The organism is Streptomyces tibetensis, from assembly GCF_007655005.1.
Lineage (GTDB): Bacteria > Actinomycetota > Actinomycetes > Streptomycetales > Streptomycetaceae > Streptomyces > Streptomyces tibetensis.
The window spans coordinates 171,261-186,451 of the sequence record NZ_SZVW01000014.1 but is presented as its reverse complement, the minus strand read 5'-3'; the positions used below and the strand labels follow the sequence as shown (position 1 = coordinate 186,451).

Here is a 15,191-nt window from a genome sequence, read left to right as displayed (position 1 = left end):
GCACCCCTGAGACCTCCATGGTGACCCAGCTCACAGCGCAGTCATACCCATACGCACTGAAAGTGCTGTACTCTCGGCGACTCCCCTCCCACTAGTCAAATTTGAGGACTACGTCATAGCCGTGCATCGGAATCACCCGGCGCCCTCCTCCGACAACTCCGAACCGGCCCTCTGCCGCTCCGTTTTCCTGCCCGGCGATCCCGCGCGCACCGGCAGCCTGTCCACTGCGCGCCCGCGACATCGAGGCCGTACGCCGCCTCGCCGCCGCGACGCCTCCCGAAGCGCACACCGTGCCCCTGGAGAGCGCCGGGCCGATGCGGTTGCCCGGCCCGGAGCAGCTCGCCCTGCGCCGTGCGGCTGGGGCCTGGGCCCCCTCACGCCCCTGCTGTCGGCGGCCGTGCCGGACGCGGCCGAACTCGCCGACGGTCTCGCCGACGGCATGGAACTCGGCAAGACGATCACGCTGATCTTCCCTGTCAGGTCAGCATGTTGAGTCGTTGAGGTCCGGCATCCGGGCCGCACACGGCGGCGGGAACATCACCCAACTCGCCGCGTCGCACAACCGGATCACGGCGGCCGCCGGTGTCCGCATATGGAATGCAGGCCAGCCCCGTCCGACCTGAGAGGCGACCACGAACCTTTCCCGTGGATTCACTGCTTTTCCCGTGCACGGGAAAGTATCACCGGCATTCAAGGGAAACGACGGAATGCATGACACGAAGTGCGGTCAGCCGTAAGGACATAGACGCAACAAGTAAGTCAAGACTTACCTTTGGGGAACTTTGGCCGTATGGTGCGGCTCGAATCGAAGGAGTCCCTTGTTGTCAAACAAAAACGATTCCGCCGTGCGTGCGGTTGAATCGGAGCAAGGTTACGTGTCCTCATTGTATGAGCTGCTCACCGAGCGGCTTTCCGAGGCGCGAGCGAACCGGGCGAGTGTGCTGAAGGCCCCGGCGGACGGCGCCGGCGAGGCGTACGAGAGAGAGATCGCCGCCGACCGTCTGACCAAGGAGATCGGCCGGCTGGAAGGCGCCGAGAAAGGGCTGGTCTTCGGGCGCATCGACTGGGCGGACGGCACGGCCCTGCGCATCGGGCGGATCGGACTGCACACGGAGGAGGACGAACTGCCGCTGCTCGTGGACTGGCGCGCGAACGCGGCACGGCCCTTCTACGAGGCGACACCGGTCCACCCGATGGATCTGCGGCGGCGCCGGCACCTGCGCCTCGAGGAGCGCACGGTCGTCTCGGTGAGCGACGAACTGCTCGACGGGACCGCCCCGACCGACGAAGACGTCGTGGGGGACGGCCCGTTGACCGAGGCCCTGGCGGCACGGCGTACGGGCAGGATGCACGCGGCGGTCGCGACGCTGCAGGCCGAGCAGGACGAGATCGTCCGCTCCGCCCACCGCGGGGTGACCGTGGTGCAGGGCGGGCCCGGCACCGGCAAGACGGTGGTCGCCCTGCACCGGGCGGCCTACGTCCTGTACGCGTTCCCGCGCGCCGCGGAGGAAGGCGTCCTCGTGGTGGGCCCCAATGCCCGTTTCCTCGACTACATCTCCCAGGTCCTTCCCTCGCTCGGGGAGAACGACGTCGATCTGGCGACCTGTCAGGAACTGGCCGGAGTGTCCCCGGACGCGGTGGACTCGTTCGACACGGCGCGCCTCAAGGGCGGCCTGGACCTCGCCGACGCCCTGGCCGGCCTGCTGCGAGACCATCAGGCCCCCGCCGGTGACTTCACCGTCCGGGTCGGGCAGGACCTGGTCCACCTGTCCGAGAAGGAGGTCGCCACTGCACGCGCCGCCGCCCTGGCGGCCGCATCCGGCCACAATCCCGCGCGCCAGGCGTTCAAGGAACTCCTGGTCGACGCCGTCACCGACGCGATGCAACGGGACATGGGCGACCTCCTGGAGCAGATCGACGCCGATGCCGAGCAGATGACGGGCCTGAACCTCGACCGGTTCACGGGGGTCGCCCAGCGCCGTGCCGAGGGCGCCGCCGACCCGGGTCCGGTCCACGAGCTGGACCTGGACGCCATCGGGGCCGATCTCCTCGACGACGCCGGTGTCGACCGGGCGGTCGAGGCGCTGTGGCCGAGGCTGGTACCCGGCGACCTCGTGAAGGCACTGCTGACGGATGCCGATGCCCTGGCCGAGCGCCTGCCGACCCTGACCCCGCAGGAGCGGTCCCTTCTCCTGCGTGCCCCGGACGCCCCGTGGACCGATGCGGACGTGCCGTTGCTGGACGAGGCGGCGAGCCTGGTCGACGGCCCGCCCGAGCGGACGTACGGGCACGTCGTCGTCGACGAGGCGCAGGAACTGACCGCCATGCAGTGGCGGATGATCGTCCGCCGCTGCCCGGCGAGGGCGATGACGCTGGTGGGTGACTTCGCCCAGTCGGGCCCGGCCACGACGGCACGCGACTGGAAGGAAGCCCTGAGCCCGCATGTCGGGACGCGGTTCAGACTGCACGACCTGACAGTCAGTTACCGCACCACGCAGGAGATCCTGGACAGCGTCCGGGACCTGCTCGCGCGGATCGCTCCGGACCAGCGGCCCACACGGTCACTGCGCAGCGGTCAGAGCCCGCGCACCGTGACCACACCTGGGGAGGGGTTGGTCACCGCCGTCGTGGAGGAACTGCGCGCCCAGAGCACCGCGCAGCCGGACGAACTCCTGGGTGTGATCTGCGCGGACACCCGGGTGAGCCAGTTGACGGCGCACGGCATCGCCGACCTCGCACGCATCGTGCCCGCGTCCGAAGCACGTGGCCTCGAGTTCGACGGGGTCGTCGTCCTGAACCCCGAGGAGATCATCTCGGCCCGCCCCGGCGGGGAGAGGGACCTGTACGTGGCCCTGACCCGGGCCACCAAGCGCCTGTGCACCATCACCACCCAGTCCGCATGATGGCGCGGTGCCCGCGTGGTCGCCGCGGGTGCACAAGTGCCCCAACGCGTCGTCAACGTCCGCACTGGTGTAGCCCTGACCTCCCTGCTCGGCCTGATGCCCTGCCGTCCGGCGTGCGTCGTCCAACGAGAGAGCCGGCTACCCGGGCCCTGCAGACTGAGACCGACGGAGTCTGCGACCTGTTCTACCCGTCCGAGGGGTTCGCCTCGGACGGGTAAGGCTTGTCCCGCAATGCCGGACGGGAGGTTCTCCCGGGCACTCGTGCACACTCGCGTGCACACCGGAGGTCGCAAAAAGGCCCGCGACCGGCATTCCTGCTGGTCACGCGCCTTTCATAAAAGTAGCCCCGACGGGTCACACACCAGATGAATGCTGGACGTGCTGCTGGTCATCAGATCCGTTTGCTCGCTGGACCGATCTGTCGTATGAGTACCGGTTCGCGGTTCACTTCGGGCGAGCGTGAGTTCTGCCGACGAGGCCGGCGGGGCCGCCAGGCCGGCCTGAACGTCAGTGCGCCGGTCAGTCGACGCCTTCGATGATGCGGAAGTCGCGCTCGACGCCGTCGGAAAGGGCGGCCAGCGCCTCCTGGTATGCCGCGCTCTCGCGTGCCGCGACCGCCTGTTCAAAGGTGTCGAACTCGACCAGGACGGTGCGCTCGGCGATTCCGGCGTCGTGGGCGACGACCCGACCGCCGCGGGCGAGCGTCCGCCCGCCCCCGGCCTGGACGGCCGAACGGGCCAGCTTGTTGTAGGCGGCCAGCTTCTCGGGGTCGGAAATGGTGCGGTAGACGCTGACCCAGTAGCCCTTGGCCATGAAAACCTCCAGTGTTCGGACAAGCGTGCCAGCCTTCGAGTCGACACTCAGATCGATCGGCCCCGGTGACGGATCGCCGGGCGTTTCAGAGGGCGGTTCGCAAGGGACTGGCTGATTGTGGTGTGCCGTTGAAATAAGACGATGTCTCAGGTGGCGATGGAGCCCTGCGTTGACTGCGACGTCGATGTCAGTGGTGGCCCGGAGCTGTTCCCGGCTCAGTCCGGCCTGCCGAGTGACCGCACGCACCGGCTGCGCCTACGAATGGGGGCACACGCCGCGACCCGCCGGGAGGCATCCGTCGGCGCAGCGCCTGGTCGATGGGCGCGGGATATGGCGAGGTGAGCGGTTCGATGCGCGGCATGGACACCTCATGCTTCGGTTTTCGAATCACTATGATGCTTCGAAACCCGAAGCGCAAGGAGTGGGCACGGAAGCCGGAACACACCTCGGCCTGGCTCACCGGCACGAGGGTCCGGTTCAGGGCGCCCGGTCATGGCTGTACTCGATCTGCTCGGACGGCGCTGGACGCTGCACATCCTGTGGGAATCGAGCCAAGCCCCGTCAAACTTCCGGGAGTTGCGGCGCCGTTGTGAACGCATGCCATCGAGCGCGCTCAGCACCCGGCTGGGCGGGCCGACCGGCGCCCGGGTGCTCACTCTGCATGGCGACGCCCATCACCTCACCCAGCTTGGCGAGGACCCAGGTGCCGGCGGAGGCTCCGAGCGCGCCGTCAACCCAGGCCGCGCGGGCGTCAACCGGCAGAACCCCTCTCGGGCGTCCCGTCGCCCACGGTGTCGGGATGCGAGGCGCCGTCGGCGGGCCGCTCGCTGTTGCGGTGCGCCGGTTGCGGGTCGAGCATCGCCGCCCAGCGCTCCGACCACTGGACGAGAGGGCCGAGTGCGAGGCAGGCATCCCGCCCCAGTGGAGTGAGCTCGTACCGGCTGTCGGGTAGTTGGTGAACCACGTGGGCATCCAGCAGTTCGATCAGGCGCTGCCGCATCACGCTGGAGGACACGTCGTCGCACTGCTTCTGCAGGGGGCGGAACCCAAGGGGGCCCCCGCGCAGCTCCCAAAGGATGCGCAGGCTCCACCGCCGTCCGAACAGGTCGAGTGCGGCCATGAGGGGGCGACCGGTGGTCGAACCACGAACTGGCTTGCCGGGCTGCGGGATTGGCATGGCGTGGAGTCCAGCCTTCAAGGTGATGCTTCGGATTCCGAAACGCTACCATCCGAGTTCGCTTCGGAAAACGAAACGATGGGGATTGTCGCGGCAACCGCCCACCCCCGTCGCCCGCGCCGTGCGCTGCGGAATCCCACGATCACCGTCTGGGAGCACTACCTGCGCCGCAGCTGCGCCAGTGGTGGTGACCGCCAGGCTCAACGCCCACTCGGAGATGGAGACCAGATGACCACGACACAGTTTCCCTCGGCTGCGGGACGAACCGCCGTCGCCGCCGCCCTGGCCGAGGACGCCTCGGGGAACGACATCACCACCGCGTGGAGTGTTCCCGAAGACCTGGCGGCCGCGGCCGAAGTCCGCACCCGGCAGAGCGGCATTGCCGCCGGCCTCCCCGCGGTCGCCGAGGTCTTCGCGCAGGTCGATCCCGAGGTCGAGATCGAGGCGAGCGTCGCCGACGGCGCCCGGCTGACCGACGGCGACGTCCTGTTACGCCTGTCCGGCCCGGCGCGCAGCCTGATCACCGGCGAACGCACGGCGCTGAACTTCCTGCAGCGCCTGTGCGGCATCGCGACACTGACCGACCGCTACGTCCAAGCCGTGGCCGCGACCAAGACCCGCATTCTGGACACCCGCAAGACGGCACCGGGCCTGCGTGCCCTCGACAAGTACGCGGTGACCGTCGGCGGCGGCCGCAACCACCGGCTCGATCTGGCGGAGATGGTCCTGCTCAAGGAGAACCACATCGCCGCGGCGGGCGGGGTGACCGCAGCGATCGAGGCGGTCCGCCGCGGGATGGCGCGTACCGGGCAGACGGTGGAGGTCGATGTCGAAGTGCAGACCGTGGCAGAAGCTGCTGAGGCGCTCGATGCCGGGGCCCGCTGGATCATGCTCGACAACATGCCGTTGGCCGACATCGAGCAGGTGGTGAAGATCCGGGCCGGACGGGCCGACGCTGCCCGGATCCTGCTGGAGGCCTCGGGTACCGTCCGCCTGGACAGTGTCCGCGCCATCGCCGAAACGGGCGTCGACCTCATCTCGGTCGGAGCATTGACACACAGCGCGCCCTCACTCGACCTGACGATGCTGCTGACCACCGGCCCGGCGCCATGCCCGAGGTAGCGATCGTCGACGCCTGTCAGAGACAGCGCAGGGGTGGCAGCGCGACCGCCGTTCTGGACGACGCGCCGTTGGCCGACGAGGAACGATGCCGTATTCCCACGGAGTGGGGAACGTCGCGCGCCGTCTTTCTCCGCGCGACTTGACAGCATCGTTCGATCCGGGCCCGGTCAGCCTGAGCGACGCCCAAGGGACCGAACTGGAGGCGATCGCACACGGCCTCGGACTGCCCGAGGACGCAGTCGCCGGGGACGCCTGTGTGGCGTCGAACGGGCGGCCGAGGCTTCTGCTGCCCGTCCGGTCCCAGGCCTGCGGTACTCAGGGCCGGTCAGGCTGCGTGCCGAGCAGAGCCGCCCATGGGCTGTCGGCCGGTGCGACCGGCCGCACCGGCAGCCCGCAGGAGGCGCCCCCCCCCAGGATCCGGCGACGGCCCTGGCCTCGGTTACGGCCTTAGCCTCGGTGACGGCCCCGGCCTCGGCGGAACTCGCGCCGGGAAAGGGAACTCACCGCAGGGGGTCGACCCGGAACAGGATCGTCTGGTCCCAAACCTTCGCCGCAGGGTCACGGTGGAGCCCATGTCAGGGCACCAGTCGGCCGGGATCCAGGGACGGGACGAGCGATTCGAGGCCGCTCGGCAGATCACTGGGCAATTCGCTCGGCAACCGGGTCGGGAAGCCCGACGGCAATCTGGTCGGCAGCTCGCTCGGCAGCATGGTGGGCAGCTTCGTGGGGAGGCCGATGGACGGGGCCGGTGTGCGAGTCGTGCTCTCGCCGGGCGGCTCCTCGTCCGACGAGTCGCCCCGGCCCGAGGCCATGAGCACCACGAGCGACACGGCTGCCACGGCCACGAGCACGGCGAGCAGGATGAACAGCGGATTCCGGCGCCGGGGAGGTCCGGGCGGGCGGGGCGGTACGGGCGGCAGGGCCATACCGACCAGCGTCGCCGCACACCGCTCACGCCGGGAGGGGCGTACGGAAGCTGATACGGACTCATGGCGTGGATCGCACGATTCCGCGGCACGACAGGGCCCGTCGGCCGGCCGGAACGACCGGACGACGGGCCGGCACGCGCGCGTGGCTCAGCCACGCGCCCCCAGCAGGTGATCCATCGCCAGCTGGTCCAGGTGCTCGAACGCCATGCCGCGCGCGGCGGCCGCCTCCACATCGAACGCCTCGAACGCGGACCGGTCGGCGAGCAGTGCCTGGAGACCGTCCGCGGCGGTGGGCTGGGCCAGCTCGTCCAGCCGGGCCGCGCGCAGCGCCTCCTGCACCTCCGGGTCGGCGCGGAAAGCAGCGGCGCGCTCCTTGAGGATCAGGTAGTTGCGCATACAGCCGGCCGCCGAGGCCCACACGCCGTCGAGGTCCTCGGTCCGCGGCGGCTTGAAGTCGAAGTGGCGCGGTCCGTCGTAGCCGGCCGACTCCAGCAGGTCGACCAGCCAGAAGGCGGCACGCAGATCGCCGGCGCCGAAGCGCAGGTCCTGGTCGTACTTGATGCCGGACTGGCCGTTGAGGTCGATGTGGAACAGCTTGCCCGCCCACAGTGCCTGCGCGATGCCGTGCGGGAAGTTCAGCCCGGCCATCTGCTCGTGCCCCACCTCGGGGTTCACGCCGTACAGCTCCGGACGCTCCAGGCGCTCGATGAACGCCAGGGCGTGACCGACGGTCGGCAGCAGGATGTCGCCGCGCGGCTCGTTCGGCTTGGGCTCGATCGCGAAGCGCAGGTCGTAGCCCTGGGAGGTGACGTACTCGCCGAGCAGGTCGAAGGCCTCCTTCATCCGGTCCAGGGCCGCGCGGACGTCCTTGGCGGCACCGGACTCGGCTCCCTCACGACCGCCCCAGGCCACGTACACCTGGGCGCCGAGCTCGACGGCGAGGTCGATGTTGCGAATGGTCTTGCGCAGCGCGTAGCGGCGCACGTCGCGGTCGTTGGCGGTGAACGCGCCGTCCTTGAAGACCGGGTGCGTGAAGAGGTTGGTGGTGGCCATCGGGACCTTCATGCCCGTGGCGTCCAGCGCCTGCCGGAAGCGCTTGATGTGCGCCTCACGCTCGGTGTCGCTCGAGCCGAACGGAATCAGGTCGTCGTCGTGGAAGGTGACGCCGTGGGCGCCCAGCTCGGCCAGGCGCTGCACCGTCTCGACCGGGTCGAGGGCACGCCGCGTGGCGTCGCCGAAGGGATCCCGTCCCTGCCAGCCGACGGTCCACAGGCCGAAGGTGAACCTGTCCTCGGGGGTGGGCTGGAAGCTCATGCCGCGGCTCCTTGCTCGCTGAGGCTATTTCGTCATGCCGATTTACAAATTAGTATGCGGGCACCTCTCTGGGAAGAGACAAGGTGCCTCCGAACGGAGTCACGTGCCGCGCGCAGTAGGGAGAAGCCCGATGTCAGCAGCCGAGGGTCCGCTCGTCGTCGGTGTGGACTCGTCCACCCAGTCCACCAAGGCGCTGGTCGTCGACGCGTCCACCGGCCGGGTGGTCGCGAGCGGCCAGGCGCCGCACACGGTCTCCTCGGGAGCCGGGCGCGAGACCGATCCGCGTCAGTGGTGGGACGCCTTGTGCGAGGCCCTGCACCAGTGCGGGGAGGCGGCTCACGAGGCCGCCGCGGTGTCGGTCGGCGGGCAGCAGCACGGCCTCGTCACGCTGGACCGCCAGGGCGAGCCGGTGCGGCCCGCCCTGCTGTGGAACGACGTGCGTTCGGCCCCCCAGGCCCGTCGGCTGACGGAGGAGCTGGGCGGAGCGAAGTTCTGGGCCGAACGCACCGGAAGCGTCCCCGCGGCCTCCTTCACGGTCACCAAGTGGGCCTGGCTGGCCGAGCACGAGCCGGAGGCGGTACGCGCCACGAAGGCCGTGCGCCTCCCCCACGACTACCTCACCGAGCGGCTCACCGGACAGGGCACGACCGACCGCGGCGACGCCAGCGGGACGGGCTGGTGGGCGTCCCGGACGGAGGCCTACGACGAGGAGATCCTGGCGCACGTGGGGCTCGATCCGGCCCTGCTGCCGCGAGTGGTCCGGCCCGGCGAGATCGCGGGCACCGTGCGCGACAGCCACGACCTGCCGTTCTCCAAGGGCACGCTGGTCGCGCCCGGCACCGGCGACAACGCCGCCGCGGCGCTGGGCCTCGGGGTGCGTCCCGGGGTTGCGGTGATGAGCCTCGGCACCTCGGGCACGGTGTACGCGGTGTCGCAGCGGCGGCCCGCCGACCCCAGCGGCACGGTGGCGGGTTTCGCCGACGCCCGCGGCGACTGGCTGCCACTGGCCTGCACCCTGAACTGCACGCTCGCCGTCGACCGCGTGGCGGCGCTGCTGGGCCTGGACCGCGAAGCCGTCGAGCCCGGCACGGCCGTGACGCTCCTGCCCTACCTGGACGGCGAGCGCACCCCGAACCTGCCGAACGCCTCCGGTCTGCTGCACGGCCTGCGTCACGACACGACAGCGGGCCAGCTGCTCCAGGCTGCCTACGACGGTGCCGTGCACTCCCTGCTCGGGGCGCTCGACCTGGTCCTCGACGAGGACGCGGACCCCTCGGAACCGCTGCTGCTGATCGGCGGTGGCGCCCGGGGCACCGCCTGGCAGCAGACCGTGCGGCGGCTGTCGGGGCGCCCCGTGCAGGTGCCCGAGGCCAGAGAACTGGTCGCCCTCGGCGCCGCGGCGCAGGCGGCGGGGCTGCTGACCGGGGAGGATCCGGCGGCGGTCGCGCGCCGCTGGGACACGGCGGCCGGGCCGGTGCTCGACGCCGTCGAGCGGGACCAGGAGACGCTGGCCAGGATCGCCGGGGTACTCTCCGACGCGGCTCCGCTGCTGGAGCGGCCCACGGACACCGACTGAGGACTGGCGTCAGGCATGACCGCACCGCTGCACGAGGCGCGTCCCGCCGGGCCGGGACGCGCGCTGCCCGACACCCAGCAGGGCATGCGCCGCCGCAACCTCGCCCGTGTCCTGCACACCGTCCGCGCCGAGGGGCCGCTGTCCCGGGCCGCGGTCGCCTCGCGGATCGGCCTGACCCGGGCGGCGGTCTCGACGCTCGTCGACGAACTCATCCGCTCGGGGCTCCTCGAAGAGCTGGGGCCCGAGCGGCCCGGCCGGGTGGGACGGCCCGGTTCCGCGCTCACCGTGAGCGGACGCGGTCCGGCCGGCATCGGCGCGGAGGTGGGCGTCGACCATCTCGCGGTCTGTGCCGTCGACCTGCGCGGCACGACCCGGTCGCGGGCGATACGGCAGGGAGCGAACCGAGGCCGCTCCCCTCGGCCCGTGCTCGCCGAGCTCACCGACCTGATCCGGCAGGTCGTCGACGAGGCGGAGGGCGAGGGCCTGTATCCGGCCGGACTCGCCTTGGCCGTGCCGGGACTGGTGGCGCGCGACGCCCGGACGGTCGTGCGCGCCCCGAACCTCGGCTGGCACGACACGGACCTCGCCCCGCTGCTGCCGGCGGACATCCCGCTGACCGTGGACAACGAGGCCAACTTCGGTGCCCTCGCCGAACTCTGGCTGGGTGACGGAACACCTCGTGACTTCCTGCACGTCTCGGCGGAGATCGGTATCGGCGCGGCGGTCGTGGTGGACGGCGGGCTGCTGCGCGGAACGCGTGGTTTCGCGGGCGAGTTGGGGCACATGCCGGTCCGGCCGGACGGGCCGGAGTGCGCCTGCGGCGGGCGGGGCTGCCTGGAGCAGTACGCCGGCGAGGAGGCCGTGATGCGTGCGGCCGGTCTGGAACCCGATGAGGACAGGGTCGGGCTGCTCGCGGGTCGCGCCGCGCAGGGCGACGAGGACGTACGCCGTGCCCTGCGCGACGCGGGTACGGCCCTGGGCGTGGCCCTGACCGGGGCGGTCAACCTGCTCGACCCGGAGAGCGTGGTCCTGGGCGGCGAACTGTCCGGGCTCGCGCCCTGGCTGCTGCCCTCGCTCCAGGACGAACTCGCGCGCCGGACGGCAGGTCCCGCCTGCCCCGTGTCCGTGTCGCGGCTGGGCCCTCAGGGGCCGCTGCTGGGGGCCGCCCATTCGGTGATCCGGGCGGTGCTGGACGACCCGGCGGCGTTCGCCGGACAGGCCTGAAGTCGCGCGTCGACACCGGTCGCAGGCACTCCCCCTTCTCCCCTGACCACCCGACCGGGTGAGGGAGTTGTCCACAACCGGGGGCCCGTCCACCGAATCGAGCCGCTCTCTCCGGGCCGGCCGCCGGGCGTCGTAGCTTGATCACGCGGGCCGCGATCGCAACGGCCGCAGCTCCGCGCAGTCGCGCGAGAGACACCCTCCTGTCGAACCCGGAAGGCACACGCCCATGCCACAGACCACCCTTTTCCCCAGCAGGCGAGGCATCCTCGCGGGCGCCGCCCTCGCCGCCGTACCGACCGGCCTGCTCTCCGGCACCCGGGCCGACGCCCGGCCGCAGGTCGTCGATCACCCAGGAGCGGCGTGGCGACCGGCGAGCCGCAGCAACTACACGCCGTCCAACCGCCCACGGGCCCATCCGCTGCGCTACGTGATCATCCACGTGGCGCAGACGACCTACTCCGGCACCCTGTCCGTCTTCCGCCACCCCGAAAGGAAGGTGTCCGCACACTACGTGGTGCGTTCCTCGGACGGGCGGGTCGCACAGTGCGTGCGCGAGTCCGACATCGCCTGGCATGCGGGCAACTGGGACTACAACACCCGCAGCATCGGCATCGAGCACGAAGGCTGGGTGGACCGGCCCGGATACTTCACCGACGTCATGTACGAGCGCTCGGCCCGGCTGACCGCGGCGATCTGCCGGAGGCACGGCATCCCGAGGAACCGCGCGCACATCATCGGCCATCATGAGGTCCCGGGCAGCGATCACACCGACCCGGGCAGGCACTGGGACTGGAAGCGCTACCTCAGACTCGTCAAGTCGGCCTGAGGACCGAGCTCTTCGAGTCCGCCCGAAATGCCGGACACCCCCTGGCCGTCCACCTCACGTCCCGGTTACAAATCGCTCAACCTCTGGTTGCGGACCGGTGAGCAGGCGACGATGGGGCCATGACTCTGGCCCAGCGCGCCATGGAGCGCCTGCAGGCCTGGCCCGACCTCAAGGCGGGCCCGGCGAGTTGCGGCACCGGAAGGGCGCTTCGTTCCGTCCGTGACGAGATAGTCCACTTCCACTCCTCACGGGACGTCGACCTCCACCTCACCCGCCGGGCCATACAGCGCTTCCACTACGACCTCGCGGGTTCGAGCGCGATCCACCTGCTGCCCGGATCGAGCTGGGTGACGGTCCACCTCGACTGCGAGGCGGACATCGATCTGCTGCTGAGTCTGATGAGCATCGCCCTCAAGGCTCACCAGGCCCCGCCGGCCGACGAGGACGGACCGAGGCTCGCCGGGTGCAACTTCCACCGGGTCACGGTGCTGCCGCGTGACACCGTGGCGGGCGGCTGAGTGTTGAGGGGAGAACCGGAGGCGGTCAACGCCGAGGCGTGGGAGACGTACGGAGCACACCATCTGCGACGAGGTACGGCGCTGCCCGAGGCGGCCCGGATCGACTGGGGGTTCGCGGGCGGCGGACCCGGGAGCGAGGTCCTCGGGGAGCTGACGGGTCGGCGGGTGCTGGACCTCGGCTGCGGTCCGGCCCGGCACGCCGCCCATCTGGTGCGGGCCCACGGGGCACTGGTGGACGCTGTCGACGCCTCGGCCGGTCAGTTCGAGCGGGCCCGTGCACGCTACGGCTCACTGCCCGGGCTGCGGCTGGTCCTCACCGACGCGGTGGAGCACCTGCTCACGGCCGAGCCGTATGACGTCGTCTACTCCGTCAACGCCGTCCCGTACATCGATCCGCACCGGCTGCTGCCCGCCCTCGCCGGAGCGCTCAAGCCGGGTGGCAGGTTCTGCTTCACGGTGCTGCACACCAACAGCCGGGGTGACGGGCCGTCGGACCGGGTCGCTGCCCGGCCGGAGACCCTGCGCCTCGCGGACGGCGGTGAAGTCACCGTCCGCATGTGGGTGCTCGCCCCGGAGCTCTGGACGGCGCTGCTGACCGAGTACGGGCTACGGGTGGAGGGGATCGACGTCCTCGACGCCCCGGAGGACGGCAACAGGGCCTCCTACCGGCTCTTCCGGGTGACCCGGCCCGTCCGGGTGTCCTCCCGGCCACGCGTCGACAAGCCGCCGCCCGCGCACGCCGCGCTCGGCGTAAGTGCCGTCTTGTACGGGCCGCGCGGGCTGCTTCTGGGCCGGCACCGGCGAGGGACGTGGGAGCTGCCCGGCGGGACGGTGGAGCCCGGGGAGTCGTTTCAGGAGACGGCGGTGCGCGAGCTCGGTGAGGAGACGGGGCTCGTGGCGCGGCCCGAGGACGTCCGGCTGCTCGGGACGCTGCTGGACGACGCGGGAGGTGTCGTCCGTATGACCGTGGCCGCCCGGGTCACCGTCTGGCGGGGCGAGCCGTCGGATCAGCCCGGGGAGAGCGTGGGCCGCTGGCGGTGGTTCGCCCTGGACCGGCTGCCGGAGCAGCTGTTCGTGTGCAGCGCGCAGGCCCTCACCCTGTGGCGGCCCGGGCTGCCGATCGACCACACGCCGGCACATGTGTGGCGGCCCGGGCTGCCGGTCGACCACTCACCGGCGCATGTCACGGCGTGCGACACCGGAACGGGTGACAGCTGAAGCACCCAGAGGGGTGCGTTTTTTCAGCCGTTCCCGCGTAGTGCGCGCTCAGCCGCCCTGCCGGACCGTGGTGTCTGGTGCACTGCCTCTGAGGGTCCCGACAGTTGACGAGGCATCAGGGGGCACGGTGGCAGGTCGTCGCAGGCGACGGGGAGCAGGCAGAGCGGTACTGGCGTTTCTCACGGCGTTCGGCGCGCTGGTCGGCGCGGGCCTGGCGGGTGCGGCTCCGGCCGGCGCCGTCCAGAAGGGCGGACGGGTCGCGCCGGGTGTGACGTACGAGGAGTTCGACATCCAGGCGGCGAGGGGGGTGACGCACGCACATGTGCTGAGGGTCGACCTGGGCAACCCGCAGGTACGGGTCGATCTGCTGTACCCGGGGGTCGTGGCCGCACGCGCGCGGGTCTCGGCGATGGCGGACACCCAGGGCGCGGTCGCCGGTGTCAACGGCGACTTCTTCAACATCACCGAGACGCAGCATCCGGGCGTGGAGGCGACCGGTGCGAGTGTGGGTCCGGCGATCGCGACCGGGCGGATGCTCAAGGCGGCCGTGCCGAAGGGGCAGCGTTTCGGGCCGGAGCTGCCGCCCGGCACGACCCCCGAGGACGTCTTCGGCGTCGGCACCGACGGACGGGCGCGGCTGGACCGGCTGGCGCTGGCCGGTTCGGTCAGTACGGCCGAGGCGCAGCTGCCGCTCGGCGGCCTCAATCAGTACGCGCTGCCGGAGGGGTCGGTCGGTGCGTTCACCTCCCAGTGGGGCAGCGTGTCGCGGGTGCGCGCCACCTGCGGCACGGACACGGACCGCGCCGCCCCGTGCAGCACGGACACCTACGAGGTGGCGGTGCGCGACGGCAAGGTCGTCTCGGCCGCCGACACCCCGGGCAGCGGCCCGATCGCCGAGGGGACCACCGTGCTGGTCGGCCGGGAGGCGGGCGCCCAGCAGCTGCGCAAGTTCTCCACCGGTGAACCGGTCGAGATCGAGCACAGCCTCGTGGCGGCGGACGGCGTCGCGTACCGGCTCGCCCTGGGCGGCTACCCGGTGCTCTCGGGCGGGCAGCCGCTGCCGGGGCTCGACGACACGACCTCGGCCGTCCGTACGGCTGTGGGGATCGCCGACGGCGGGCGCCGGGTACTTCTGCTCGCGCTGGACGGCGCCGCCGCCTACCGCAGCGGCCTGACGATCGCCGAAGTCGCCGCCGCCATGCGGGATCTGGGCGCACAGGACGCCTTCAGCCTGGACGGCGGCGGATCATCGACGCTGGTCGCGCGGAAGCCGGGCGCTAGCACGGTCTCCGTGCGCAACCACCCCAGCGGCGGCGCCGAACGCCTTGTCCCGAACGGCATCGGCGTGTTCTCGGGGTGAGCTCAGGGCCGCAGACCGCTGACGATCTCCGCCGTCGCCGTGATGCCGCTGTGGATGGTGGGGGCGATGCTCGTGCTGGCAAGGTAGAAGCCGAGCAGCAGGCAGACCAGCGCGTGGGAGACCTTCAGCCCGCCGTTGCGCAGGAAGATCACCGCAAGGATCGCGAGCAGCAGCACCACAGAGATGGAAATGGCCATCGTCAACTCCTCCG

General features: G+C 71.2%; 13 protein-coding genes. 8 read left to right on the top strand and 5 right to left on the bottom strand.

The features are described 5' to 3' along the window. Positions 1 to 875 precede the first annotated feature (875 nt). The gene (locus tag FDO69_RS24545) at positions 876 to 2,903 is read left to right on the top strand and encodes a HelD family protein (protein WP_104782014.1); all 2,028 of its coding nucleotides are present in this window, start codon (positions 876 to 878) and stop codon (positions 2,901 to 2,903) included. Between the two features lie 519 nt (positions 2,904 to 3,422). Here FDO69_RS24545 and FDO69_RS24540 read toward each other — a convergent pair. After that, complete coding sequence (locus FDO69_RS24540) at positions 3,423 to 3,716, bottom strand: DUF1330 domain-containing protein (RefSeq protein ID WP_104782013.1); 294 nt, start codon at positions 3,714 to 3,716, stop codon at positions 3,423 to 3,425. 751 nt (positions 3,717 to 4,467) lie between these two features. Further along, positions 4,468 to 4,893: a winged helix-turn-helix transcriptional regulator gene (locus FDO69_RS24525; RefSeq protein ID WP_234388065.1), complete on the bottom strand. Its 426-nt coding sequence runs from the start codon at positions 4,891 to 4,893 to the stop codon at positions 4,468 to 4,470. 3 nt (positions 4,894 to 4,896) lie between these two features. Here FDO69_RS24525 and nadC point away from each other — a divergent pair, with 3 nt between their 5' ends. Continuing rightward, a complete protein-coding gene (gene nadC, locus FDO69_RS24520) occupies positions 4,897 to 6,015 on the top strand; it encodes a carboxylating nicotinate-nucleotide diphosphorylase (protein WP_234388064.1) in 1,119 nt (372 codons plus the stop codon). A 575-nt stretch (positions 6,016 to 6,590) separates the two neighbouring features. On the opposite strand, the gene FDO69_RS24515 is transcribed toward nadC, so the two are convergent. Continuing rightward, on the bottom strand, positions 6,591 to 6,941 hold the full coding sequence (locus FDO69_RS24515; protein ID WP_104782011.1) for a hypothetical protein: 351 nt from the start codon (positions 6,939 to 6,941) through the stop codon (positions 6,591 to 6,593). 150 nt (positions 6,942 to 7,091) lie between these two features. Further along, a complete protein-coding gene (xylA, locus tag FDO69_RS24510; RefSeq protein ID WP_104782010.1) occupies positions 7,092 to 8,258 on the bottom strand; it encodes a xylose isomerase in 1,167 nt (388 codons plus the stop codon). Positions 8,259 to 8,388: 130 nt separating this feature from the next. Between xylA and xylB the strand changes: the two genes are divergently transcribed. From xylB to FDO69_RS24480, 6 genes are all read left to right on the top strand, one after another. Further along, positions 8,389 to 9,834 carry a xylulokinase gene (xylB, locus tag FDO69_RS24505; protein ID WP_104782009.1) on the top strand — a complete coding sequence of 482 codons (1,446 nt, stop codon included), beginning with the start codon at positions 8,389 to 8,391 and terminating at the stop codon, positions 9,832 to 9,834. Positions 9,835 to 9,849: 15 nt separating this feature from the next. Next, complete coding sequence (locus FDO69_RS24500; protein WP_104782008.1) at positions 9,850 to 11,058, top strand: ROK family transcriptional regulator; 1,209 nt, start codon at positions 9,850 to 9,852, stop codon at positions 11,056 to 11,058. 226 nt (positions 11,059 to 11,284) lie between these two features. Further along, complete coding sequence (locus FDO69_RS24495) at positions 11,285 to 11,884, top strand: N-acetylmuramoyl-L-alanine amidase (protein WP_104782007.1); 600 nt, start codon at positions 11,285 to 11,287, stop codon at positions 11,882 to 11,884. A 119-nt stretch (positions 11,885 to 12,003) separates the two neighbouring features. Then, positions 12,004 to 12,402, top strand: a complete 399-nt coding sequence (locus FDO69_RS24490) for a luciferase domain-containing protein (protein ID WP_104782006.1) — start codon at positions 12,004 to 12,006, stop codon at positions 12,400 to 12,402. A gap of 3 nt (positions 12,403 to 12,405) precedes the next feature. Beyond that, complete coding sequence (locus tag FDO69_RS24485) at positions 12,406 to 13,620, top strand: bifunctional class I SAM-dependent methyltransferase/NUDIX hydrolase (RefSeq protein WP_104782090.1); 1,215 nt, start codon at positions 12,406 to 12,408, stop codon at positions 13,618 to 13,620. Positions 13,621 to 13,747: 127 nt separating this feature from the next. Beyond that, entirely contained in the window at positions 13,748 to 14,980 is a 1,233-nt protein-coding gene (locus tag FDO69_RS24480; protein ID WP_104782005.1) for a phosphodiester glycosidase family protein, read from the top strand. A gap of 2 nt (positions 14,981 to 14,982) precedes the next feature. Here the strand turns inward: FDO69_RS24480 and FDO69_RS24475 are convergent, their stop codons facing one another. Continuing rightward, positions 14,983 to 15,177 (bottom strand): hypothetical protein, encoded by a 195-nt coding sequence (locus tag FDO69_RS24475; protein WP_104782004.1) that lies wholly within the window; start codon positions 15,175 to 15,177, stop codon positions 14,983 to 14,985. Between the last annotated feature and the right edge of the window lie 14 nt (positions 15,178 to 15,191).